Below are 22136 nucleotides of genomic sequence, written 5' to 3'. Positions count from 1 at the left end.
ATTCTGGCCGCTGTAAAACCGCGTAGAAAACGGGCGAATAATATCGCTTTGAACCGAGAGTTTGGTTATAATGGCGGCTTTAATTTGTGTACTAATAGATTGGATGCCGGATGTCTGAATTTGCGCGTGAAATTATTCCCATTTCGTTAGAAGATGAAATGGAGCAATCCTACCTCAGTTACGCGATGAGCGTTATTGTAGGGCGAGCACTTCCTGATGTGAGAGATGGTCTGAAGCCGGTTCACCGCCGCGTGTTGTACGCGATGAACGAACTGGGCAATGATTTCAACAAGCCATATAAGAAATCGGCGCGTATCGTCGGTGACGTGATCGGTAAATACCACCCGCATGGCGACACCGCCGTGTATGACACCATTGTCCGTATGGCGCAGCCGTTCTCGTTGCGTTATATGCTGGTGGACGGTCAGGGTAACTTCGGTTCGGTGGACGGCGACTCTCCGGCGGCGATGCGTTATACCGAAATCCGCATGTCGAAGATTGCGCATCACCTGTTGGCGGATCTGGATAAAGAGACCGTTAACTTTGCAGAGAACTATGACGGTTCCGAAAGCGAGCCGGTGGTGCTGCCGACGCGTATTCCCAATCTATTGGTCAACGGTTCTTCGGGGATTGCGGTCGGTATGGCCACCAATATCCCGCCGCACAACCTCAATGAAACGGTCAATGCCTGTCTGGCGTATATCGACAATCCGCAGATCACGATTGACGGTTTGATGGAGCATCTGCCTGGTCCGGATTTCCCGACTTACGGCATTATCAACGGCACCAAAGGTATTCGCGAAGCCTACGAAACCGGCCGCGGCCGCGTGCAGATCCGTGCCAAAACCAGCGTGGAAACCGATAAGAGCGGCAAGAGCCAGATCGTCGTGCATGAAATCCCTTATCAGGTCAACAAGGCGCGTTTGATCGAGCGTATTGCCGAGCTGGTCAAAGAGAAGAAGATTGAAGGTATTACCGCACTGCGCGACGAATCCGATAAGGACGGTATGCGTATTGTGATTGAACTGCGTCGTGGCGAAGTGCCTGAGGTGGTGATTAATAATCTGTACAAGCAGACGTCGATGCAAACGGTGTTCGGCATTAACATGGTGGCGCTGATCGATGGTCAGCCCAAGCTGCTGAACCTGAAAGAGGTGGTTGAAGCCTTTGTTAAGCACCGTCGCGAAGTGGTGACGCGTCGCACCATCTATGAATTGCGCAAAGCGCGCGAGAAAGCGCATATTTTGGAAGGTTTGACCATTGCGTTGAATAATATCGACGAGATGATTGAACTGATCAAAGCCTCGCCTAGTCCGGCGGTCGCGAAAGAGCGTATGTTGGAAAAAGCCTGGCCGATCGGCAATGTGCTGGATTATCTGGAGCGCGTGGATATGCGCGACATCCGTCCCGAAGACTTGGAGCCCGGTTTCGGCTCGGATGGCGATATTTACAAATTGTCTGCGGCGCAGGCCCAGGCGATTCTGGAAATGCGTCTGCACCGTTTGACCGGTCTGGAACAGGACAAGATCGTTGAAGAGTACAAAGGGTTGATCGAGAAAATCACCGAGTTTTTGGAGATTCTGCGCAATCCGGATCGTTTGACCGAAGTGGTTAAAGAAGAGTTGCTGGAAGTGATCGAGACTTTCGGTGATGTGCGTCGTACCGAAATCGATCACAGTTATCAGGATTTGGATGCCGAAGATCTGATTGCGGTGGAAGACCGTATCGTGACCTTGTCGCAGGATGGTTATATCAAGACTCAGCCGTTAAGCGATTACCGCGCGCAGAAGCGCGGCGGGCGCGGCAAGTCGGCGACAGCGATGAAGGAAGAGGATGAAGTAGGGCAGATTATTGTGGCGAGCACGCACGATATGCTGTTGTGCTTCTCCAATAAAGGTAAGCTCTACTGGCAGAAAACCTGGCAGTTGCCGCTGGCGAGTCGCGGCAGCCGCGGCAAGCCGATTGTGAACGTGCTGCCGCTGGAAGAGGGGGAACACATCACTTCGGTCTTGCCGGTCAATGAATTCGATGAGCGCGTGGTGTTTATGGCCACACGCAATGCGGTGGTTAAACGCGTCACCTTGAGCGATTTCTCGCGTCCGCGTGCCAACGGGATTATCGCCGTGGATCTGCTGGATGACGATGAACTGGTCGGCACGGCGCTGACCGATGGTCAGCAGGATATTATGCTGTTCAGTTCGATCGGCAAAGCGATCCGCTTTAAAGAGGACGATGTGCGCATCATGGGTCGTACGGCGCGCGGTGTGCGCGGTATGAAACTGCCGGACGGCGCGCATGTCATCAGTATGCAGGTGGCGAAGCCGGATTCGATGATTCTGACCGCGACGGCTAACGGCTTCGGCAAGTGTACGCCGGTTGAAGACTACAGCACGATTAACCGTGGCGGTCAGGGTGTGATTTCGATCAAAACCACCGAGCGTAACGGCGATGTGGTCGCCGCCGTATCGGTCACCACCGATCAGGAGATTGTGCTTATCACCAATAAAGGCACTCTGGTGCGCACCCGTGTTGCCGAAGTGTCGGTGGTGGGGCGTAACACTCAGGGCGTTAAGCTGATTAATGTCGGTAAAGGTGAGCTGGTGGTCGGCATTGCCGTGGTCGATATCGATGACGATGAAGAGTTGGAAGCGGAAGAGGGCTTGATGGGCGAAGAGGCTCAGGCAGGCCAGGGTGCTGAAGCGGCGCCTTCTGACAGTGATGCGACCGAAGCGTAAGTTTATAGCGAAATAAGTGGCGGCGCCTGTTGCAGAGGGTGCCGTAATAAGACAGCCGACATCCGTTTGGCTGTTTTTTTGTAATGGGGAATACAGAGAATGGCAAGAGCATTCAATTTCAGTGCCGGTCCGGCGATGTTACCGGAAGCGGTGATGCGTAAAGCAGAAGCGGAGTTTTTGGATTGGCATCAAACCGGTATGTCGGTGATGGAGATGAGTCACCGCAGCAAAGAGTACATGGGGTTGTTGCATAAGATGGAAGCCGATCTGCGCGAAGTGATGCAGATTCCCGCCAACTACAAAGTGATTTTCACGCACGGCGGCGCGTCATTGCAGTTTTCGGCGATTCCGCTGAACTTGACGCAGGAAGGCGATACGGTCGATTATTTTAATACCGGTGTCTGGTCGTCCAAGGCAATCAAAGAAGCCAAACGTTACGTAAACGTGAACGTGGTGGCAGCCGGCGAGGGGGAAAACCCAACAGCCATTCCACCTCGTGCAGAATGGAAATTCAGCCCGGACGCCAAATACATCCATATCTGTTCCAACGAAACCATTACCGGTCTGGAATTTCAGGAAGACGATCTGGAAGCCATTTTTGCGCAAGGCAAGCCGGTGATTGCCGACATGTCCTCGAACATTATGTGCCGTCCGGTGGATGTCAGCAAATACGGCATGATTTATGCCGGCGCGCAAAAGAACATCGGCCCGGCGGGGTTTGCGATTGTGATTGTGCGTGAAGATTTGCTGGGGCAGGCGCGCGACATTACGCCCACCCTGTTGAACTGGGAAGTCTATGCCAATAATGAATCGATGTTCAATACGCCGGCGACTTACTCATGGTATCTGGCCGGACTGGTATTTGCGTGGCTCAAAGAGATCGGCGGCGTGGCGGAAATTGCCAAACGCAATCGCGCCAAGGCGGAAAAGCTTTATGCCTATATCGACGGTTCCGCTTTCTATAGCAACAGCATCGTCAAACATAACCGTTCATGGATGAATGTGACCTTTACCTTGAAAGACGACGCTCTGGATGCGGCTTTCCTGGAAGAGTCAAAAGCAGCCGGCCTGTTGAGTTTAAAAGGACATAAAGCGTTTGGCGGGATGCGCGCCAGTATCTACAATGCCATGCCGGAAGAGGGTGTGGATGCGTTGATTGCCTTTATGCAAGCGTTTGCCGCGAAGCACGTCTAAGCCTGTTTAACCAAAGAAACTGAAGAACAATGACTGAAGCCCAGACAGAAAAGCCTATGGCGGAGTTGAGTGAAGCGGAACAGCTCACTCAAATTCGTATTCAGATCGATGCGATTGATGCGCAGATTCAGGAGTTGATTAGCGCCCGTGCCGAATGTGCGCAAAAGGTGGCCGATATCAAAACTCAGGGTGGCAAGGTCGAGGCGGTGTTTTACCGTCCGGAGCGCGAAGCGCAGGTCTTGCGTGCCGTCAAGGAGCGTAACCATAGTCTGTTGCCGGATAATGAGATGGCGCGACTGTTTCGCGAGATCATGTCGGCCTGTCTGGCGTTGGAGCAGCCGTTGACGGTCGCCTATTTGGGACCAGAGGGGAGTTATTCGCATGCCAGCGTCATCAAACAGTTCGGCTCGTCAGCCCATCCGTTAGCGGTTTCTACCTTGGAAGAGGTGTTCGCCACGGTGGAGCGCGGCGAAGCCAACTACGGCATCGTGCCGGTTGAAAACTCGTCCGAAGGCGTGGTCAAGGCGACTGAAACCGAATTGTTGAAAACCAAGCTGACGGTATCCGGTGAGGTGGATTTGGCGATTCACCATTGCTTGCTCTCAAAGAGTTGTGAGTTGGAAACGGTTCGTAAGGTGGTGGCGCATTCGCAAGCCCTGGGTCAGTGTCAGCAGTGGCTGAAAAACAATATGCCGTGGGTGGAAGTGGAGGCGGTGGCCTCCAATGCCTTGGCGGCGAAGATGGCTCAGGAAGATGCGAGTTTGGGAGCGATCGCTTCCGAGCAGGCGGCGCAGCTGTATGGTTTGCGGATTCTGGAATCGAATATTGAGGATCAGCGCGATAATACCACCAAGTTCTGGGTGGTGGGGCGCGAAGCCACCCAACCCAGCGGTGAGGATAAAACCTCGATGATTGTGTCGATTCACAATAAGTCCGGTGCGCTGCTGGAGCTGCTTTCCTGTTTTGCCAAGCGCAATATCAGTATGACGCGTATTGTTTCCCGCCCTTCCAATAATAAGAAATGGGATTATCTGTTTTTTATCGATGTGCTGGGACATCAGGCTGATGACGGCTTGCAGCAGGCGTTGCAGGAAGTTAAGGAGAAAGCCTCGTTCTTTAAGTTGCTGGGTTCCTATCCGGTGTCGCCGCTTGAAGCCTGAATGGATTTTTTAACCCGTGCCTCATCTATCCACCCCGTTAATTAAGAGTTGTTGATGACAAACCCTTCCTGTTTATTTTGCGATCAAGTTCAACCACAAATATTAGGCATTCACCCTTATGTTCCCGGTAAGCCGGTCAGTGAGTTGCAGCGCGAATTGGGGTTGACGCGCATCTCCAAATTGGCCTCCAATGAAAATCCATTGGGTACCAGCCCCAAGGTATTGGCGGCGGTGCAGGCAGAATTGTCTGAGATGGCGCGTTATCCGGATGGCGCGGCGTTTGAAGCCAAAGCCGCGTTAGCCCGCTTTTTGCAGGTCAAAACCAGCCAGATCGCCTTGGGTAACGGTTCCAATGAACTGTTGGAATTGGTTGCGCGTGTTTTTGCCGGACCTGGGGATGAAGTCGTCTATTCGCAGTATGGTTTTGCGGTCTATCCGATTTCCGCCCAGGTTGTAGGGGCGAAAGGCGTGGAGGTCAAAGCCAAGGGATGGGCGCATGATCTGGCTGCAATGCTTGCAGCGGTGACCGATAAGACCAAGATTATCTATATCGCCAATCCCAATAATCCGACCGGCACCGTATTCGGTAAGGCGGAGTGGGAAGCGTTTATTTCGCAGGTGCCAAAGCAGGTTGTGGTGGTTTTGGATGAGGCTTATCTGGAATATTGCGATGATGCCGATTATCCGAATGGTTTGGATTATATTGAGCGCTACCCGAATCTGTTGATTTCTCGCACTTTCTCCAAAGCCTATGGCTTGGCGGCGCTGCGCGTAGGGTATATGGTGGGTTGCGAAGAAATCATCCAATATATCAATCAACTAAGAGCGCCATTTAATATCAATTATTACGCCCAGGTGGCGGTGGTGCAGGCTTTGCAGGATCAGGATTTTGTGGCGCAAAGTGTCGCCGAGAATAAGAGAGGCATGCAGCAAATCTGTTCTGCGTTGAGCTCACTTGAAATTGAGATGATTCCATCCAGCGGCAATTTTGTTTGCGCGCATTTTGGCGGGAAAACGGCCGAGGTTAATCGTTTGTTGCTGCAAAAAGGGGTGATTGTGCGTCCTTTGGGTGGTTACGGCATGACGGAAACACTGCGTATCTCGATCGGCACGGCGGAGGAGAATCAGCATTTTATTGAGGCGTTGACCGCGGTTTTGGCTGAATTGTCTGGAGCGGCGAAATGAGTTTGGCCTTGCCTGTTAAAAAGATTACGGTTGTCGGCGTCGGCTTGATCGGCGGCTCCTTTGCCAAAGGCATTAAAGCGTCCGGGCAGCCGATTGAAATTGTGGGCTATGGTCACAATGAAGCCAATTTGCAGCTGGCGGTCGAGCTGGGTGTGGTGGATCGTTATGCCACGGATATGGCCGAAGCGGTCAAGGACAGCGATCTGATTATGCTGGGCGTGCCTTTGGGCGCGATGCAGTCTGCGCTGGAGGCCATGCGTCCGTATTTGAAGGAAGGTGCCATCATCTCCGATGTGGGCAGTGCCAAGATGTCGGTGATTGAGGCGGTGAAAACTGCCTTTGGCGAACTGCCGGCGCGTTTTGTGGCGGGACATCCGATTGCCGGCAAGGAAAAAAGCGGTGTCGCAGCGGCCGATGCGGAGTTGTTTGTAAAACATCGGGTGATTTTGACGCCGACTCCAGAAACTGAACAGGCCGCCCTGGAAACTGTCAGAAGCCTTTGGCAACTGCTGGGTGCGGATGTGATTGATATGGAGCCGGATTATCACGATGAAGTATTGGCGGCGACAAGCCATCTACCGCATATGTTGGCGTTCGGTTTGGTGGAAATGCTGAATGAACACCCAGAGCTGGGCAATGTGTTCCAGTATACCGCCGGCGGATTCAGGGATTTTACCCGCATCGCTTCGAGTGATGCGGTGATGTGGCGTGATATCGCGTTAAGCAATGGCAAGGCGATCAGCAAATGGTTGCGTCATTACCAGCAGGCGATTGGGCATATGATCGAATTGATCGAACAGCAGGACGGCGATGCCTTGTATGCTTTGTTTCACGAAGCCAAGACCGCGCGTGATAAGCATATTTTGAAGAAAACGGATTGATTTCTGTTTTAACTGACTGAATTTAAACGTAATTGAAGACAATCTTATGGCAAATGTAAAATTTATCGTTCAACCTGGCGGTACCGTTAAAGGACGCATTCGTGTGCCGGGCGACAAATCCATTTCTCACCGCAGTATTATGCTGGGCGCGATTGCCGAAGGTGTGACGACTGTGACCGGTTTCTTGGAAGGGGCGGATGCCTTGGCAACGCTGCAAGCTTTCAAAGATATGGGTGTGCAGATTGAAGGGCCGGATAACGGCAATGTCACCATTCATGGCGTGGGGCTGCGTGGTCTGAAGAAGCCGCAAAAGCCGATGGATATGGGGAACTCCGGTACCTCTACACGTCTGTTGGCCGGCATTTTGGCCGGTCAGGATTTCGACTGCGAACTGATAGGCGATGCCTCTCTGTCCAAGCGTCCGATGAAGCGCGTGACCGATCCTTTGGCGTTGATGGGTGCTAAGATCGAAACCGCCGAAGGCGGTACTTTGCCGATGAAAATTTATGGCACCGGCGGTGCCTTGAAAGCGATCGACTACACCTTGCCGATGGCCAGTGCACAGGTTAAATCTTGTGTGTTGTTGGCGGGGTTGTATGCCGACGGCCAGACCTGTGCGTTGGAGCCTGCGCCCACCCGCGATCACACCGAGCGTATGCTGAACGGTTTTGGCTATAAGGTGACTACCAACAAATTAGATGCCTCGCGCACCCAGGCTTGCCTGCAGGGCGGCGGAATGTTGAGCGGGCGTCATATTGATGTGCCTTCGGATATCTCGTCGGCCGCGTTTTTTATGGTGGCGGCTGCAGTCAGTCCGGGATCGGATTTGGTGGTCGAGCATGTCGGCATGAATCCAACGCGTACCGGTGTGGTTGATATTCTGAAGCTGATGGGAGCGGATATTACCCTGGAAAACTTCCACGAAGTGGGTGGTGAGCCGGTGGCGGATGTGCATATTAAGTATGCACCCTTAAAAGGTATCGACATTCCCGAAGAGTTGGTGCCGTTGGCAATAGATGAATTCCCGGTGTTGTTTGTGGCGGCTGCGCATGCTCAAGGTACAACCGTATTAACGGGCGCGGAAGAGTTGCGCGTAAAAGAGTCGGACCGTATTCAGGTGATGGCCGACGCCTTGCAGGCGGTCGGCATCGATGCGCAGCCAACCGCAGACGGTATGGTGATTCGGGGTGGACAGCAATGCCCGCAAAAAGCGCCCATTTTAAGCCATCACGATCACCGTATCTCTATGGCGATGACGGTAGCCGGTTTGAATGCTGTCGATCAGGTAGTGATTGATGATTGTGCCAATGTAAATACCTCTTTCCCCATTTTTCTGGAGTTGATCAATCAGGTGGGGATGCAGGTTGAAGCGGTTAAGGAAGAGTGATAATGAATGCGTCTGAAACGAATTTGATTCCGATTGTGACAATTGATGGTCCAAGCGGCGTCGGTAAAGGGACGCTGGCACAATATTTAACCTGTAAGACCCAGTTCCACTTTTTGGATAGCGGGGCGATATACCGTGCTTTGGCGTTTGGCGCCATTAAAAACAAGCTGGCATTGGATGATTTACCCGGCCTGGTCAGTTTGGCGGAAATTCTGCCGGTCGAGTTTGTAGCGACCTCGATTATGTATGATGCTGAAGATGTGACCTCTAAAGTGCGTACCGAGGAGGTTGCCGCGGTGGCCTCCAAGGTGGCGGCGATACCCGAGGTGCGCGCGGCTCTGCTGGCGCGCCAAAAGGCCTTTGCCAAGGCACCCGGCTTGATTGCAGATGGACGCGATATGGGCACGGTGGTGTTTCCTGAGGCGGCACTAAAGTTGTATTTAACCGCCTCGGCGGAAGTGCGTGCAGAAAGACGTGTTAATCAGTTGAAAAATCAGGGGCTTAGTGCTAATATAGATCAAATAATTCAAGACATTAAAGAAAGAGACGAGCGTGATTCCACGCGCGCCACTTCGCCTTTAAAGCCTGCGGATGATGCGATCATTATTGATACGAGTGATTTGGATATCGACCAGGTATGCAGTCAAGCAGAAAATCTGTTACGAGAAAAATCTATTCTCAAATAGAAATTTTTGCTAACTGATTGAATTTAAAATTATTTTGATCCTTGTTCTTTTTTGAGAGCAGGGATTTTGTTTTTTGTGCCGGCTAGTTGGGAAGCTGGCGATGATTAACTGACCCGACTGTTTTTCGATACCCCAATCTGAAAATTACGATCGGTTATGTACAACTATTTGGTATTTATCCATGAGTGAACTATCCTTCGCGGAACTATTTGAAGAGTCTTTACAACAAGACAGATTTAACGCAGGTACTTTGATTATCGGTACAGTTGTTGGTATCGACAAAGAAACTGTTTTGGTTGATGCAGGTATGAAATCTGAGTCAGCCATTCCTAAGAGCCAATTCCTAAACGCTAACGGCGAACTTGAAGTTGCTGTAGGTGATGAGGTTGAAGTTTACCTAGAGTCTTTGGAAGACGGTATGGGTGAAACGCGCCTGTCACGCGAGAAAGCGAAGCGTGCTAAGACTTGGGATAAACTGGAAGCAGCTATGGAAGCTGGCGATGTCGTTATGGCATTGGTTACTGGTAAGGTTAAAGGCGGTCTGACTGTTGATGTTGACGGTGTACGCGGCTTCCTGCCAGGTTCACTTGTGGATGTGCGTCCTATCCGTGATTTCGGCTTCTTGGAAGGTAAAGAAGTTGAAGCTAAGCTGGTCAAGCTGGATCGTAAGCGTAACAACGTAGTGGTTTCTCGTCGTGCAGTGATCGAACAAGAAAGTTCAGCAGAGCGCGAAGCGTTGTTGTCTAACATGGAAGAAGGTACTGTTCTTAAAGGTATCGTTAAGAATCTTACTGACTACGGTGCGTTCATTGATCTTGGTGGTGTTGACGGTCTGTTGCACATCACTGATATGGCATGGCGCCGTGTTAACCACCCATCTGAAATCGTTCAGGTCGGTGATGAGATCGAAGTTAAGGTTCTTAAGTTCGACAAAGAGCGTAACCGTGTATCTCTGGGTCTGAAGCAGTTGGAAGAAGATCCATGGGCGGATATGGTTGCTCGTTACCCAATCGGTTCTGAAGCGGCTGGTAAAGTGGCTAACATCACTGACTACGGCGCTTTCATCGAGATTGAAGACGGTATCGAAGGTTTGGTTCACACGTCTGAGTTGGATTGGACTAACCGTAACATTCATCCTTCTAAAGTGGTTCACCTGGGTCAAGACGTTCGCGTTAAGATTCTGGATGTTGACCAAGAGCGTCGTCGTATTTCTCTGTCTATCAAACAGTGCACTGTTAACCCATGGGAAAGCTTCTCGGCAACGCATGCTAAAGGCGACAAGATCAAGGGTAACATCAAGTCAATCACTGACTTCGGTATCTTCATCGGTCTAGAAGGCGGTATCGATGGTCTGGTTCACTTGACAGATATCTCTTGGAACCAAACTGGCGAAGAAGCGATTCGCGAGTTCAAGAAAGGCGATGAGCTGGAAACAATCATCCTGTCTATCGATCCAGAGCGTGAGCGTATCTCTCTTGGTTTGAAGCAATTGGAACAAGATCCATTCAGCCAGTTTGTAGCTGACAATGGTAAAAACAGCATCGTTGAAGGGACTGTTAAGTCTGTAGACGAGAAAGGTGCTGTGATCGACCTAGGTCCAGAGGTAGAAGGTTACCTGCGCGCTTCTGAATTGATGGAAGATACACGCGATGCCTCTTCTGTACTGAAAGAAGGCGACAAGGTTTCTGCTAAGATCACTAACATCGACCGCAAAAACCGCTCTATCTCTTTGTCTGTTAAAGCAAAAGAAGCGCAAGAAGAAGCGGATGCTATCAAAGACTACACTGATCAGTCTGCAACAGCAGCCACGACCTTTGGCGATCTTTTCAAAGACAAAATGTAATCTGACCGCGGCTCCGGTATTCATTGGAGCCGCGTTATGATTCGGGTTTTTAAGTAAGCTCAGAGTCATTCATTTGGTCTTTCTGGCCGCATTTCACGTTGTTGTGTTTGGGTGCTGTGTAGTACCGGTGCGGCCAATTTTATTTTGAGCACTCTCTTTTGAGAAAAATAAGATTATAAGAGCATTGTTATATGACCAAGTCAGAGCTTATTGAAATTATTGCAAGAAAGCAGACTCAATTTAGTCAAAAAGATGTTGAAATTGCAGTAAATAAGATTCTTGATTCTATGATTAATACCTTGTCGCAAGGCGAGCGTATTGAAATTCGCGGTTTCGGGAGTTTCAGTCTACATCATAGAAAAGCGAGAATTGGCCGCAACCCAAAAACGGGTGAAACGGTTAAGTTGTCAGACAAGCGTGTGCCGCATTTTAAACCCGGTAAATCATTACGGGAGCGAGTGGATGCTTCAAAAGATACAACTGATATCATAGGCTAAATAAAAAAGGGGCCACCATTGTGTGGCCCCTTTTTTATTTATCTTCTATAATTTTTGCTCACTTATCAGACGGTATTTATCGATATGCTGAAAATTCTTTCCTTGTCATTAACGGCGGTCTTTCTGATAGCGGGCGTGACACTCGGTGTTTTGAATCCGCAAGCGGTTGCGATTGATTTGTTGTGGTTTCAATGGTCCTTGCCGTTGAGTGTGGTCATGGCGGCGCTGTTTATTGCCGGGATGTTGTTGGGTGCGGGGTTGATGCTGTTGCAATTGACCCGCATGAAATGGCGTTTGTTAAAGCAGCGTAGGGACAATCAAAAATTGATGGATGAGGTTTTACAGCTTAAAAAGTCCCAAGTAAGTGCATTGACGACGTTAGAAAAGAATCGCAGTGCTTTGATTAATAAAGAAAATTAAGTTATATCTAGTTGGAGAGAAAATGGTTGGTCAGGCAGACGATCCTAAGGTATTGGTCGCGTTGGATTTTGCGGATTCACAGTCAGCGTTGAATTTTGTAGCAACATTAACACCTCAGGCGTGTCGTCTGAAAGTGGGTAAGGAGCTTTTTGCGGTGGCCGGGCCGGATTTTGTCAAGAGCTTGATTGCCAAGGGTTTTGATGTGTTTCTGGATTTGAAATACCATGATATCCCTAACACCGTCGCCAAAGCGGTGCAGGCGGCGGCGCGCATGGGGGTTTGGATGGTGAATGTCCATGCTTTAGGCGGTCGCAAGATGATGCAGGCTGCGCAACAAGCCCTGCAGGAGTTGGACTTGCCAAGAAAGCCCTTGTTGATTGCCGTGACGGTGTTGACCAGCATGGAGCAGGAGGATCTGTCTGAAATCGGATTGCCGGGCTCGCCTAAAGAGAATGTATTGCGCCTGGCGCAGTTGGCGAAGGATTCCGGTTTGGATGGGGTGGTCTGTTCAGCACAAGAGGCAGCCGATTTGCGTGATTTATTGGGGGCTGATTTTTGTCTGGTGACGCCTGGGATTCGTCCGGCGGGTAGTGATGTAAACGATCAGAAGCGCATTATGACGCCAAAAGAGGCGATGGAGGCGGGGTCACACTATTTGGTGGTGGGTCGCCCGATCACGCAGGCAGCAGAGCCTTTGGTGGTGTTAAACGGCATTAATCAAAGCTTGCTTTGAGGGTACGCGCCCTTCAAGTTGCTAGATGAATAATAAGTGTTTGAATGGACGCGTTATTTCGGTTATAATTCGCGCCTTTCAAACTCTGTGTTTGAATTTCCTTGTTTCACCGCAGGTCGGGTCATGCTGACTTGTAGGGAGACTGTTTAATAATCCATAAGGAGAATATGAATGCGTCATTACGAAGTCGTATTTCTAGTGCACCCTGATCAATCTGAACAGGTTCCTGCAATGCTAGAGCGTTACCGCGCGATTATCGAGCAATCAGGTGGTCAAATTCACCGCCTGGAAGACTGGGGTCGCCGTCAACTAGCTTACCTTATCAATAAGGTTCACAAAGCGCACTACATTCTAATGAACATCGAGTGCACCCAAGAAGCACTGGATGAGTTGGAAAACGCTTTTTACTACAACGATGCAGTTCTTCGCAGCATGTTTATCAAGCGTAAAGAAGCGGTTACAGCTCCTTCTGTTATGGTTGGTAAAAAAGATTCTAAGGAGTAAAAAATGGCTCGCAGCTTTGGAAGAAAAAAATTCTGTCGTTTTACTGTAGAAGGCGTTAAAGAGATCGATTACAAAGATCTGGATACTTTGAAATCTTATATTACTGAGACTGGCAAAATCGTTCCTAGCCGTATTACTGGAACAAGTGCTAAGTATCAGCGCCAATTGGCAGCAGCAATCAAGCGTGCTCGTTACATCGCTTTGTTGCCTTACACTGATCAACACAAATAATTTTGATGAATCAGAAATAAGTAGGTAGCGCATGCTGGGAATCGCAAGTTACGTCATGAAAGGGCCGCTTCAGGCTCTGATTGCAGCGGTTCTTTTTTCAGCGCTGAGTGTGTGGATCGCCCCATTTGGCTTGCTGGTGGGAGCGATTATTGCCTTGGTGACGCTGCGAGTCGGTGTCGCCGATGGCTTCAAAATCCTTTTGTGGGGCGTGGTAGCCAATGTGGCGCTCACGGTGATGATGTCCGGAACGGCGTTTCCGGGCATGATTGCTGTGGCTGAATATATGTTGCCCATTTGGCTGATGGCGTTGGTGTTGAGAAATACCAACTCATTGGCGTTAGCATTGCAGTTGGCGATGCTTTTGGCCGGTGGTGCGGTGGTGCTTATGCACCTCCTGGTACCGTCGCCGGCAGATTGGTGGATGAACCTGTTCAATGAGCAGGTTAAGCCGATTTTAGAGGCCTCCGGCGTGACATATGACGCTGATGCCATTGCGACCCTGAGTCAGATGATTACCATGTTGTTGGCGATGTTTGCCGTCGCGCTATGGTTTTCGATTCTGGTGTTGGGGCGCTGGTGGCAAGGGGCCTTGTATCATGCAGGGCAGTTTCAGGCGGATTTTTTCCAGCTGAGACTGTCGAGATCAACCGCGTATGTTGCCATCGTTTTGGCGCTGGCGGGGTTGGTCTTAGGGCATGAATCGGGCGTTGTCTACGATCTGTCGGGTGTGTTGATTGCCGGTTTGATGTTTCAAGGCCTGGCGATCGCTCACCAGACGGTGGCCATCAAACAGCTTCACAAGGCGTGGTTGGTGACACTTTATGTGCTGTTATTTCTGTTTCCTCAAGCTATGCTGATACTCGCAACCATTGGCTTGGTCGACATTTGGGTCGATTTGAGAAGCCGGTGGGAGCAAGAATAAAATGAAGAGGTTTTAACCATGAATGTTATTCTGCTTGAAAAAGTACAAAACCTGGGCACGTTGGGTGACCAAGTTTCAGTTAAAGCTGGTTATGCGCGTAACTTCCTGATTCCTCAGGGTAAAGCGAAGCCAGCAACAAAAGAGAACGTAGCACAATTTGATGCAATGCGTGCTGAACTTGAAAAAGCAGCAGCAGCACAGTTGGCTGTGGCTCAAGGCGTTTACGAAAACCTGAATGGTCAAGTGATCACTATCGAATCAGTTGCCGGTGATGAAGGCAAACTGTTCGGTTCTGTGGGTACGCAAGACATCGCTGATGCATTGGCAGCAGCAGGTTTTGAAGTTGAGCGTCGCAATGTTCGTATGCCGGAAGGTGCTCTGCGCCACATCGGTACTTACGAAATCGACGTGCAGCTGCACACCGACGTAGTGGCTTCAATCACAGTTGAAGTGAAAGGCGTTCAAGCTTAATTTTTTAAGCGAAAACCTGGCCTGATAAAAGCGGTGACTTTTTAAAGTCACCGCTTTTTTTATGTCCGTTCTTTAGTCAGATACCCGGCCTGTTGAGTTTTTTTTGCGGTTTTTTTGCCGTTTTAACGTCGTTTATTTCAATATGGCTATTCAAAATGCCTTTATTCAATAAGCGCAATCCACGTTTATATTCCGCTATAATAATCCCTCGTTGTTTTGTGGATGAGTCTTTGTTATTGCTATGAGTTCCAGTAATGTTAAGTCTATTGCGCCAACCGGTCAGACGGCTGAGATGTCGTTCAAGGTGCCGCCACATTCGATAGAAGCAGAACAGTCCGTGCTCGGTGGTCTGATGTTGGCCAAGGACGCGTTTGAAGATGTTTCGGTGATTGTCAACCAATCCGATTTTTACACCCAGCAGCATAAGGCGATCTATTCCGCCATTGTCGAATTAAACCGCAATAACCGTCCCTGCGATCTGGTGACGTTGGTCGAGCATCTCTCCTCTGTCGGGCAGCTTGAATTGGCCGGCGACAAAGCTTATCTGGCAGACCTGGTTAAAAACACGCCGGGTGCGGCCAACATTCTCTATTACGCGCAGATTGTGCGCGACAAGGCGATCCTGCGTAATCTGATCCAGGCCAGCAACGAAGTGGCCGAAACCGCTTATTTTCCGCAGGGTAAAGATATTCGCGAAGTGCTTGATTATGCCGAATCCAAGATTATGGCAATCGCCGAACACGGTGAAGGCAAGCAGCGTCAATACAAGACGATGGATATGCTGCTGGAAGCGGCCATCAATAAGATCGACGAACTCTTTAACACCGAAGGCACTATTACCGGCCAGGCTACCCATTTGACGGAGTTCGACGAGATTACCTCCGGTTTGCAGAAGGGCGACCTGATTATCGTCGCCGGGCGTCCGTCGATGGGTAAAACCACCTTCTCGATGAACATGGCCGAGAATATCGCCACCAAAAACGGCACGCCGGTGGCGGTGTTCAGTATGGAGATGCCGGGTGAATCCCTGGCGATGCGTATGATCAGCTCCATCGGCCGCATCGACGCGGGGCGCATGCGTACCGGCAAGCTCAGCAACGATGATTGGCCAAAACTGAACAAAGCCATCCAGATTCTGTCGCAGGCCAAGGTGTATATCGATGATACGCCGGCCCTGATGATCAGCGATTTGCGCGCCCGTGCACGCCGCATCGACAAGGATGTGCGTGATTTACAGCGCAAAGAGGCGATTGAGGCGGGTGTCGAAAATCCGGAGTCTAAAGTCACCGGATTGGGACTGATTGTGGTGGATTACTTGCAGCTGATGCGCGGTTCCGCCGGGGTCGAAAACCGGGTTAACGAGATTTCCGAGATTTCGCGCGGCCTGAAGGCTTTGGCGAAGGAGCTGGAGATTCCGGTGATTGCGCTGTCACAGCTCAACCGCAGTTTGGAGCAGCGCCCCAACAAACGTCCGGTTATGTCGGATCTGCGTGAATCGGGTGCAATCGAGCAGGATGCCGACTTGATTATTTTCATCTACCGCGATGAGGTCTATAACAAAGAGTCGGAAGACAAAGGGATTGCCGAAATCATCCTGGGTAAACACCGTAATGGTGCGCTGGGAACCGTGCGTCTGACGTTTATCGGCGAATATACCCGTTTCGAGAATCATGCGGCCTACGTGCCTGAAGAGGCGCAGTATTAATCCCGTATGATGTACCGTCCCGCTAAAGCGTATATTCATTTGCCTGCCTTGCGTCACAATTTGCAGGTGGTTAAGACTCTCGCACCGCATTCCAAGGTATTGGCGGTTTTAAAAGCCAATGGATACGGTCACGGTGTAACCCGTGTCGCCCATCAGTTCAGCGCGGCAGACGGTTTTGGCGTGGCTTCGATCGACGAGGCGATCGTATTGCGCCAAAAGGGGTTTCTGCACCGCATTCTGTTGCTAGAGGGATTGTTCAGCTCTGCCGAAATTCCGCTGCTGCATCAGCATCGCCTGGATTTGGTGGTGCATGCCTGGCATCAGGTAGAGTGGCTGTTGGACTCGCCGCATCAGAGCTCGCTAAACGTTTGGATCAAGATCGATACCGGGATGCATCGTCTGGGGTTCGATCCCGAGGTGCTGCCGCAGGTTATCGAACGTTTGCAGTCGAGCGGCAAGGCGTTTCAGCTGCATCTGATGTCGCATTTTGCCTCGGCGGATGAGTCCGACACCTTTACCCGACAACAGTTTGATTGCTTCAATAATGCCACGCAAGATTTTGATTTTCCGCGAAGTATTGCCAATTCTGCCGGGCTTCAGAACTATCCGGTCTCGCATTATGAATGGGTGCGGCCGGGGATCATGCTGTACGGTGCCGGTGGTTGCGAGCTGTGCGAGCCGGCGTTGCAGCCGGTTATGAAGCTGGTGTCGGAGATCACCGCCCTAAAATGGGTTAAGCAGGGCGGGTATGTCGGTTACGGCAATACCTGGCAGGCGCAACGCGACACCTTCGTTGGCATTGTCGCCATCGGTTACGGTGACGGTTATCCGCGTCACGCACCGACAGGCACGCCGGTGTTGATCCGCGGACAGCGGATGTCGCTGATCGGACGGGTGTCGATGGACATGATCTGTGTGGATCTGACGGATTGTGCTGACGAGGTGAAGATCGGCGACGAGGCGATTCTGTGGGGGGTAGCGGAGTTGAGTGTGGATGAGATTGCCCGCTATGCCGGCACCATCGGTTATGAGTTGTTGTGCGGCGTGACGCAGCGCGTCCCCATGATTGAAGTGCAATAAAGGAACCAGGATGGCGCAACAACAGCATGACAAGTCCTTTAAAATCAATTCCATCAATAGCGGTTACGACGGATTTTTTAAGATCGATCTGATCGAATTCAAGCATACGCTTTATCAAGGCGGTTGGACCGATACGATCCGCCGCGAACTCTTTGGGCGCGGTGAAGCTGCGGTTCTGTTGCTGTATGATCGGTCTCGCGAAGTAGTGGTGCTGATAGAGCAGTGCCGTGCCGGGGCCTTGACGCGCGCCATGCATCATCAACAAAACCAACAGGCCTGGTTGTTGGAGCCGGTTGCGGGCATGATCGATTCGGGAGAAACGCCTGAGATGGCGGCGCGCCGCGAGGCGATCGAAGAGGCAGGAATCGAGATTGCGGATGTCGAATTTATCTGCGAGTTTTATCCGAGCCCCGGCGGCAGCGACGAAATACTGCATCTGTTTGCTGCCGAGGTCGACAGCACGCTATTGGCCGATTTTGCAGGTTTGCCTGAGGATAATGAAGATATCAAAATCCTGAAGGTGCCGTTTGCACAGGCCAAAAGACGCTTGCTGACCGGCGGCTATAATGTGGCCAGCACGATTATCGCCCTGCAGTGGCTGTTCTTCCAGAAATTGTCCGCCCATAGCGCGGAATAGTTCGAGAAATTCATATGTTATGTCTGTTTAGAAACAGTGTTTTGCAGCCGTCGGTTAACCGCATCGGCGTCATGTTGAGTTGGCTGGCGGTGCTGGCGTGGCTGTATTTCAGCTTTGTGGAAAAGGAGCTGTGGTTCAAGCTGTTGGCAGGCGACGCGATTTTGGTGGATTTGCTGCTGGGCATCCCGCTGGTGTTGATGTTGGCGGTGGTGGTTTATGCCACGGTCTATTGGTCTTTTAAGCTGCTCATTATCGCGCTCTTTCCGCAGGCGGTTATGCCCGTAGTGCCAGCGGGTGCAGAGCATCATGACTTGACTGAGCAGGAAACGGAGTTCGGCAGTGACTATTGGCAGGATGGCAGTCAAGCCGAATCGTCGGAGTCTGCCAAACGCTCTGCTAAAAAGTCGGAAGATTCGTCTTCTCGACCTTTTTGACATTTTGTATGAGTGCCATTCCTTTTTCCGGCAAACAGCTCCAGAGCGAATTACGGCTTTTATTCAAACTGGCGTTGCCGATCTTTTTTGCACAGCTGGCACTGACGGCACTGGGGTTTGTGGACACGATCATGTCCGGCTGGGTGGGCACGGACGATCTGGCGGCCATTGGTCTGGGTTCCAATATCATGTTGCCGGTCTTTATCTTCTCGACCGGCGTTCTGCTGGCGTTGACGCCGCTGATCTCCAAGCAGGAGGGCGCCGGTAACGCCGATGCGATCCGGGTTTATCTGCAACAGGGCTTGTGGTTGGCGCTGCCGCTGGGCGCTGTTTCGGTTCTAGTCATGCTGAACCTTGACGGGCTGTTGCGCTGGCTTGATCTCTCTCCCAACGTTTTTCAACTCACCAGCGACTACCTGTTTTATATTGCATGGGGCTTGCCCGGGATTGCGCTTTATCAGGCGTTGCGCTTTTTCTGGGAGGGGCTGGGCACCACCCAGGCCACCATGTGGATCAGTTTTCTGGCGCTGTTTTTTAACATTCCGCTCAATGCGTTGTTTATTTACGGTTACGGCCCGGTTCCGGCACTGGGCGCGGCGGGGTGCGGTGTGGCCAGTGCGATTGTCATGTGGTTGATGTTTGCCGCGGGATTGTTGTATGTGTTCCGCTCCGCTGTGACGCGCCCTTTTTTGCATGGCTGGCAGAGTATCGCTCCAAGATGGCAAGCGGGCATGAATGATATTTTGAATCTGGGCATTCCCAATTCGTTGGCATTGCTGTTCGAAGTCAGCCTATTCAGTTTTATTGCGCTGTTTATTGTCAAACTCGGTGTGGAGGTGATTGCCGGGCATCAGGTGGCAATCAGTTTTACCTCCATGGTGTTCATGCTGCCGTTGAGTGTGGCGATGGCGATCACGGTCAGGGTGGGTAAACACTATGGCGCGCATAACCGTGCCGCGATGTTGCTGAGTCTGTATGCCGGTTTGGGTGCGGCCTTGGTGATTGGCGGCAGCTTGTCGCTATTGACGTATTTTTTCCGGCACGAGATTGTCGGCATCTATTCGAGCGATGACGCCGTGTTGGCGGTGGCGGTGACTTTACTGGTGTATGCGGCGGCGTATCAGGTGTTCGATGCCATCCAGGTGGCGTGTGCCGGAGCCTTGCGCGGATTGCACGACACGCGGGTGACGATGCTGGTGACCTTCTTGAGTTATTGGATCATCGGTTTGGCCGGCGGTTATGTGTTGGCCTATACCGACTGGCTGTCGGCGGAGCCGCTTGGCGTTAGCGGTTTCTGGTTGGGGATTGTGATCGGCTTGAGTTTGGCGGCGGTTCTGTTGGCATGGCGTTTAAAAAGGCAATTTAATGTCCATTTTGGATAAGCAAACGACTGATCTGGCCGGGTTGTTGACAAATCGGGTTGACGAGACTGCTTTGCATAAGCCGTGCCCTTGCGGCAGCGGTAAATCCTATGCTGAATGCTGCGGCCCCTTGCATGCGGGTTTGACGGTGGCGCAAACCGCCGAGCAACTGATGCGCTCGCGTTACAGTGCTTATGCCTTGAAGTTGGCGGATTATCTGGCGCAAACCTGGGCAGAGAAGACCCGGCCTGTTGAGATTGCGTTTGAGGAAAATTTGAGCTGGCAAAAGCTGACGATTCTGCAAACGCAGAAGGGCAGAGCCAAGGATAAAAAAGGGTCGGTGACCTTTTGTGCTGAGTTTCAGCAAGGGTTGGAGCGTTTTCGCATGACCGAGAAAAGTCGCTTCGAGCGCGACAAGCAGGGCCATTGGGTTTACGTGGACGGCGAGTTTTATTGATCGTCTTTATTGCGGAAAAATCGATAAACCGCCCACATGGCCAACCCCACGACGATAATGGAGACCGTCAGCAGTGAAAAGGTGAGAAGCAGAGCCGAGCCTACGCTTTGTGAATCGGGCATTTTTACGGATTCCTGTGTTGCGAATGTATCTTTTTGTGGTAAAGCATTTTACAATAAATTTCAATTTTGACTTAGGTATTGTCTTATTTTATGGCTCAAACAATTGCAGATCTGGAAAAGGAACGCGCCGAACTGCTCAAGGCGATTGAAAGCCAAGCTCAACAACTTTCATCAACGCGCACCGATGATGCGCAAGGTCACTCTCTCTCCGATTGGTTGAATGCCGCAGAGGAAATTATGCCCAACAGCACGCGCACCGCTTCAAAAACCCCACCGTCTCAAACCGCCCAAACTTCCGCGGAGATGCCGCGAAAACCCACCTCTAACAAAACGTCCTTTTTTGGCGTGATTATTTTGTTGACGCTGCTGTTGACGATTTTAGGGGTGCTCTACATCGCCTACACGACCATTAATAAAGAGCTGCAAGAAGTCAAAGTAGTCAAGGAGCAGACACAGGCTGAAATGCAGCGCTTGCAGCAGTCGATGGACGAGTTGCAGAAAAATCTCGCCAGTGGTGGTCAGCCGGAGATGTTTGCCGCCCTGGAAGAGCGTGTCGGTTCGCTTGAAAATGTGCTGGCAGATATGCAGTCGCAGCAGCAGGCGATGTTGAAGCGGCTGGATGCGGGTGTGGTTGCAACGGCTGAAAAACCTTTTGTAGCACCGACAGAGAGCGTCAAATCTGAAACCGCTGGCGACCAGGTGGTCACCGAAGCGATTCTTGATGAAAAACTCAAAGCCTATACCACGCAATTGGAAAAGCGCATCGATCAGAAGTTGGAAACGATTTTGCAGCATCTGCTGCAGGGTGGCAGTGCGGTAAAGGTTCTGCCTAAAACTGACGAAGAAACCGATGAACTACGTGCCGACGCTGCAGAAGCGATTATCTCGCCGGCAGCGCCCAGTGAGCCGAAAGTACCGGTGATGGCGCAGCCGATTTTAAAGCTGGTTCAGCCGGTTGCAAAAACAGCCGAACCGGAAAAGGCTATTGCCGCGCCCGTTGTCGACGCTTCGAGCGTGTCGGCTCCTGCATTGAGTGCGGATGAGAATTGGCTGCAGCAGCAGCCGGCTCAGCATTATACGTTGCAGCTGGCAAGCATGGCGGATAAACAGGCGTTGGAAAAAATGGTTGCCCAAAAGGGCATTGGCGATAGCCGTATTGTGATGCAGAAACGTCTGGATGATGTGCGTTATGTACTGCTTACCGGCAGTTATGCCAACAAAGCGGATGCCGCGGAACGCGCCAAGCAGGTGAAGGAAACTTACGGCATCTCTCCGTGGGTGCGCAAGGTCAAGGATTTGACCGTTAAACTCCCGCAGTAATAAATACGTTTTTACACATTGAAGCCGCGCGTGAAATTGTCATGGTGAAGTGACCCCCAAATGTTGGACACCAACTTTGGGGGTTTTTCATGTCCAAATACAGTCGCAATACAAAAGTCACCATAGCAAAGCGCTATCTTCAGGGCGAAAATTCTACCGCTCTCTCAACAC

Annotated in this window: 23 protein-coding genes; 22 read left to right on the top strand and 1 reads right to left on the bottom strand. The window is 51.2% G+C overall.

What is annotated here, in order from left to right; translation table 11 throughout:
- The first annotated feature begins 110 nt into the window (after positions 1–110).
- The 21 genes from gyrA (at position 111) to HZ297_RS11300 (ending at position 20523) form a co-directional block, all read left to right on the top strand.
- The gene (gene gyrA, locus HZ297_RS11400; RefSeq protein ID WP_178863844.1) at positions 111–2735 is read left to right on the top strand and encodes a DNA gyrase subunit A; all 2625 of its coding nucleotides are present in this window, start codon (positions 111–113) and stop codon (positions 2733–2735) included.
- 99 nt (positions 2736–2834) lie between these two features.
- Positions 2835–3929 (top strand): 3-phosphoserine/phosphohydroxythreonine transaminase, encoded by a 1095-nt coding sequence (serC, locus tag HZ297_RS11395; protein WP_178863842.1) that lies wholly within the window; start codon positions 2835–2837, stop codon positions 3927–3929.
- Positions 3930–3958: 29 nt separating this feature from the next.
- Positions 3959–5089, top strand: a complete 1131-nt coding sequence (gene pheA / locus HZ297_RS11390; RefSeq protein WP_246261994.1) for a prephenate dehydratase — start codon at positions 3959–3961, stop codon at positions 5087–5089.
- Positions 5090–5143: 54 nt separating this feature from the next.
- On the top strand, positions 5144–6274 hold the full coding sequence (gene hisC / locus HZ297_RS11385) for a histidinol-phosphate transaminase (protein WP_178863839.1): 1131 nt from the start codon (positions 5144–5146) through the stop codon (positions 6272–6274).
- A complete protein-coding gene (locus HZ297_RS11380; RefSeq protein WP_178863838.1) occupies positions 6271–7155 on the top strand; it encodes a prephenate dehydrogenase in 885 nt (294 codons plus the stop codon). The genes hisC and HZ297_RS11380 overlap by 4 nt, the downstream gene beginning before the upstream one ends.
- Positions 7156–7201: 46 nt before the next feature.
- Entirely contained in the window at positions 7202–8542 is a 1341-nt protein-coding gene (aroA, locus tag HZ297_RS11375; protein WP_178863837.1) for a 3-phosphoshikimate 1-carboxyvinyltransferase, read from the top strand.
- A 2-nt stretch (positions 8543–8544) separates the two neighbouring features.
- The gene (gene cmk / locus HZ297_RS11370; RefSeq protein WP_178863836.1) at positions 8545–9228 is read left to right on the top strand and encodes a (d)CMP kinase; all 684 of its coding nucleotides are present in this window, start codon (positions 8545–8547) and stop codon (positions 9226–9228) included.
- A gap of 181 nt (positions 9229–9409) precedes the next feature.
- Positions 9410–11071, top strand: coding sequence for a 30S ribosomal protein S1 (gene rpsA, locus HZ297_RS11365; RefSeq protein ID WP_178863835.1), 1662 nt, complete (start codon positions 9410–9412; stop codon positions 11069–11071).
- A 191-nt stretch (positions 11072–11262) separates the two neighbouring features.
- Positions 11263–11568 carry an integration host factor subunit beta gene (locus tag HZ297_RS11360; protein ID WP_178863834.1) on the top strand — a complete coding sequence of 102 codons (306 nt, stop codon included), beginning with the start codon at positions 11263–11265 and terminating at the stop codon, positions 11566–11568.
- An 84-nt stretch (positions 11569–11652) separates the two neighbouring features.
- On the top strand, positions 11653–11988 hold the full coding sequence (locus HZ297_RS11355) for a lipopolysaccharide assembly protein LapA domain-containing protein (RefSeq protein ID WP_178863833.1): 336 nt from the start codon (positions 11653–11655) through the stop codon (positions 11986–11988).
- Positions 11989–12010: 22 nt separating this feature from the next.
- Positions 12011–12721: an orotidine-5'-phosphate decarboxylase gene (pyrF, locus tag HZ297_RS11350; RefSeq protein ID WP_178863832.1), complete on the top strand. Its 711-nt coding sequence runs from the start codon at positions 12011–12013 to the stop codon at positions 12719–12721.
- A gap of 171 nt (positions 12722–12892) precedes the next feature.
- Positions 12893–13225, top strand: coding sequence for a 30S ribosomal protein S6 (rpsF, locus tag HZ297_RS11345; RefSeq protein WP_178863830.1), 333 nt, complete (start codon positions 12893–12895; stop codon positions 13223–13225).
- A gap of 3 nt (positions 13226–13228) precedes the next feature.
- On the top strand, positions 13229–13456 hold the full coding sequence (gene rpsR, locus HZ297_RS11340; protein WP_178863828.1) for a 30S ribosomal protein S18: 228 nt from the start codon (positions 13229–13231) through the stop codon (positions 13454–13456).
- Between the two features lie 31 nt (positions 13457–13487).
- Positions 13488–14378 carry a YybS family protein gene (locus tag HZ297_RS11335; protein WP_178863826.1) on the top strand — a complete coding sequence of 297 codons (891 nt, stop codon included), beginning with the start codon at positions 13488–13490 and terminating at the stop codon, positions 14376–14378.
- 18 nt (positions 14379–14396) lie between these two features.
- Positions 14397–14849, top strand: coding sequence for a 50S ribosomal protein L9 (rplI, locus tag HZ297_RS11330; RefSeq protein WP_178863825.1), 453 nt, complete (start codon positions 14397–14399; stop codon positions 14847–14849).
- A gap of 241 nt (positions 14850–15090) precedes the next feature.
- Positions 15091–16554: a replicative DNA helicase gene (gene dnaB, locus HZ297_RS11325; protein WP_246261992.1), complete on the top strand. Its 1464-nt coding sequence runs from the start codon at positions 15091–15093 to the stop codon at positions 16552–16554.
- 6 nt (positions 16555–16560) lie between these two features.
- Positions 16561–17634: an alanine racemase gene (alr, locus tag HZ297_RS11320; RefSeq protein WP_178863823.1), complete on the top strand. Its 1074-nt coding sequence runs from the start codon at positions 16561–16563 to the stop codon at positions 17632–17634.
- A 10-nt stretch (positions 17635–17644) separates the two neighbouring features.
- The gene (locus HZ297_RS11315; protein WP_178863821.1) at positions 17645–18271 is read left to right on the top strand and encodes an NUDIX domain-containing protein; all 627 of its coding nucleotides are present in this window, start codon (positions 17645–17647) and stop codon (positions 18269–18271) included.
- Positions 18272–18285: 14 nt separating this feature from the next.
- On the top strand, positions 18286–18705 hold the full coding sequence (locus HZ297_RS11310; protein ID WP_178863819.1) for a hypothetical protein: 420 nt from the start codon (positions 18286–18288) through the stop codon (positions 18703–18705).
- An 8-nt stretch (positions 18706–18713) separates the two neighbouring features.
- Positions 18714–20087, top strand: coding sequence for an MATE family efflux transporter (locus HZ297_RS11305; RefSeq protein WP_178863818.1), 1374 nt, complete (start codon positions 18714–18716; stop codon positions 20085–20087).
- Positions 20071–20523: a YchJ family protein gene (locus HZ297_RS11300; RefSeq protein ID WP_178863816.1), complete on the top strand. Its 453-nt coding sequence runs from the start codon at positions 20071–20073 to the stop codon at positions 20521–20523. Before HZ297_RS11305 ends, HZ297_RS11300 begins: the two co-directional genes overlap by 17 nt.
- Here HZ297_RS11300 and HZ297_RS12140 read toward each other — a convergent pair.
- The gene (locus HZ297_RS12140; protein WP_281357448.1) at positions 20517–20645 is read right to left on the bottom strand and encodes a hypothetical protein; all 129 of its coding nucleotides are present in this window, start codon (positions 20643–20645) and stop codon (positions 20517–20519) included. The two genes, HZ297_RS11300 and HZ297_RS12140, sit on opposite strands and share 7 nt — an antisense overlap.
- A 90-nt stretch (positions 20646–20735) precedes the next feature.
- Between HZ297_RS12140 and HZ297_RS11295 the strand changes: the two genes are divergently transcribed.
- Positions 20736–21965: an SPOR domain-containing protein gene (locus HZ297_RS11295; protein WP_178863814.1), complete on the top strand. Its 1230-nt coding sequence runs from the start codon at positions 20736–20738 to the stop codon at positions 21963–21965.
- Positions 21966–22136: the final 171 nt, after the last annotated feature.

This window comes from Thiomicrorhabdus cannonii (assembly GCF_013391695.1).
Lineage (GTDB): Bacteria > Pseudomonadota > Gammaproteobacteria > Thiomicrospirales > Thiomicrospiraceae > Thiomicrorhabdus > Thiomicrorhabdus cannonii.
Note: the sequence above shows the minus strand (reverse complement) of the source record. Positions and strands in the feature narration are given on the sequence as shown.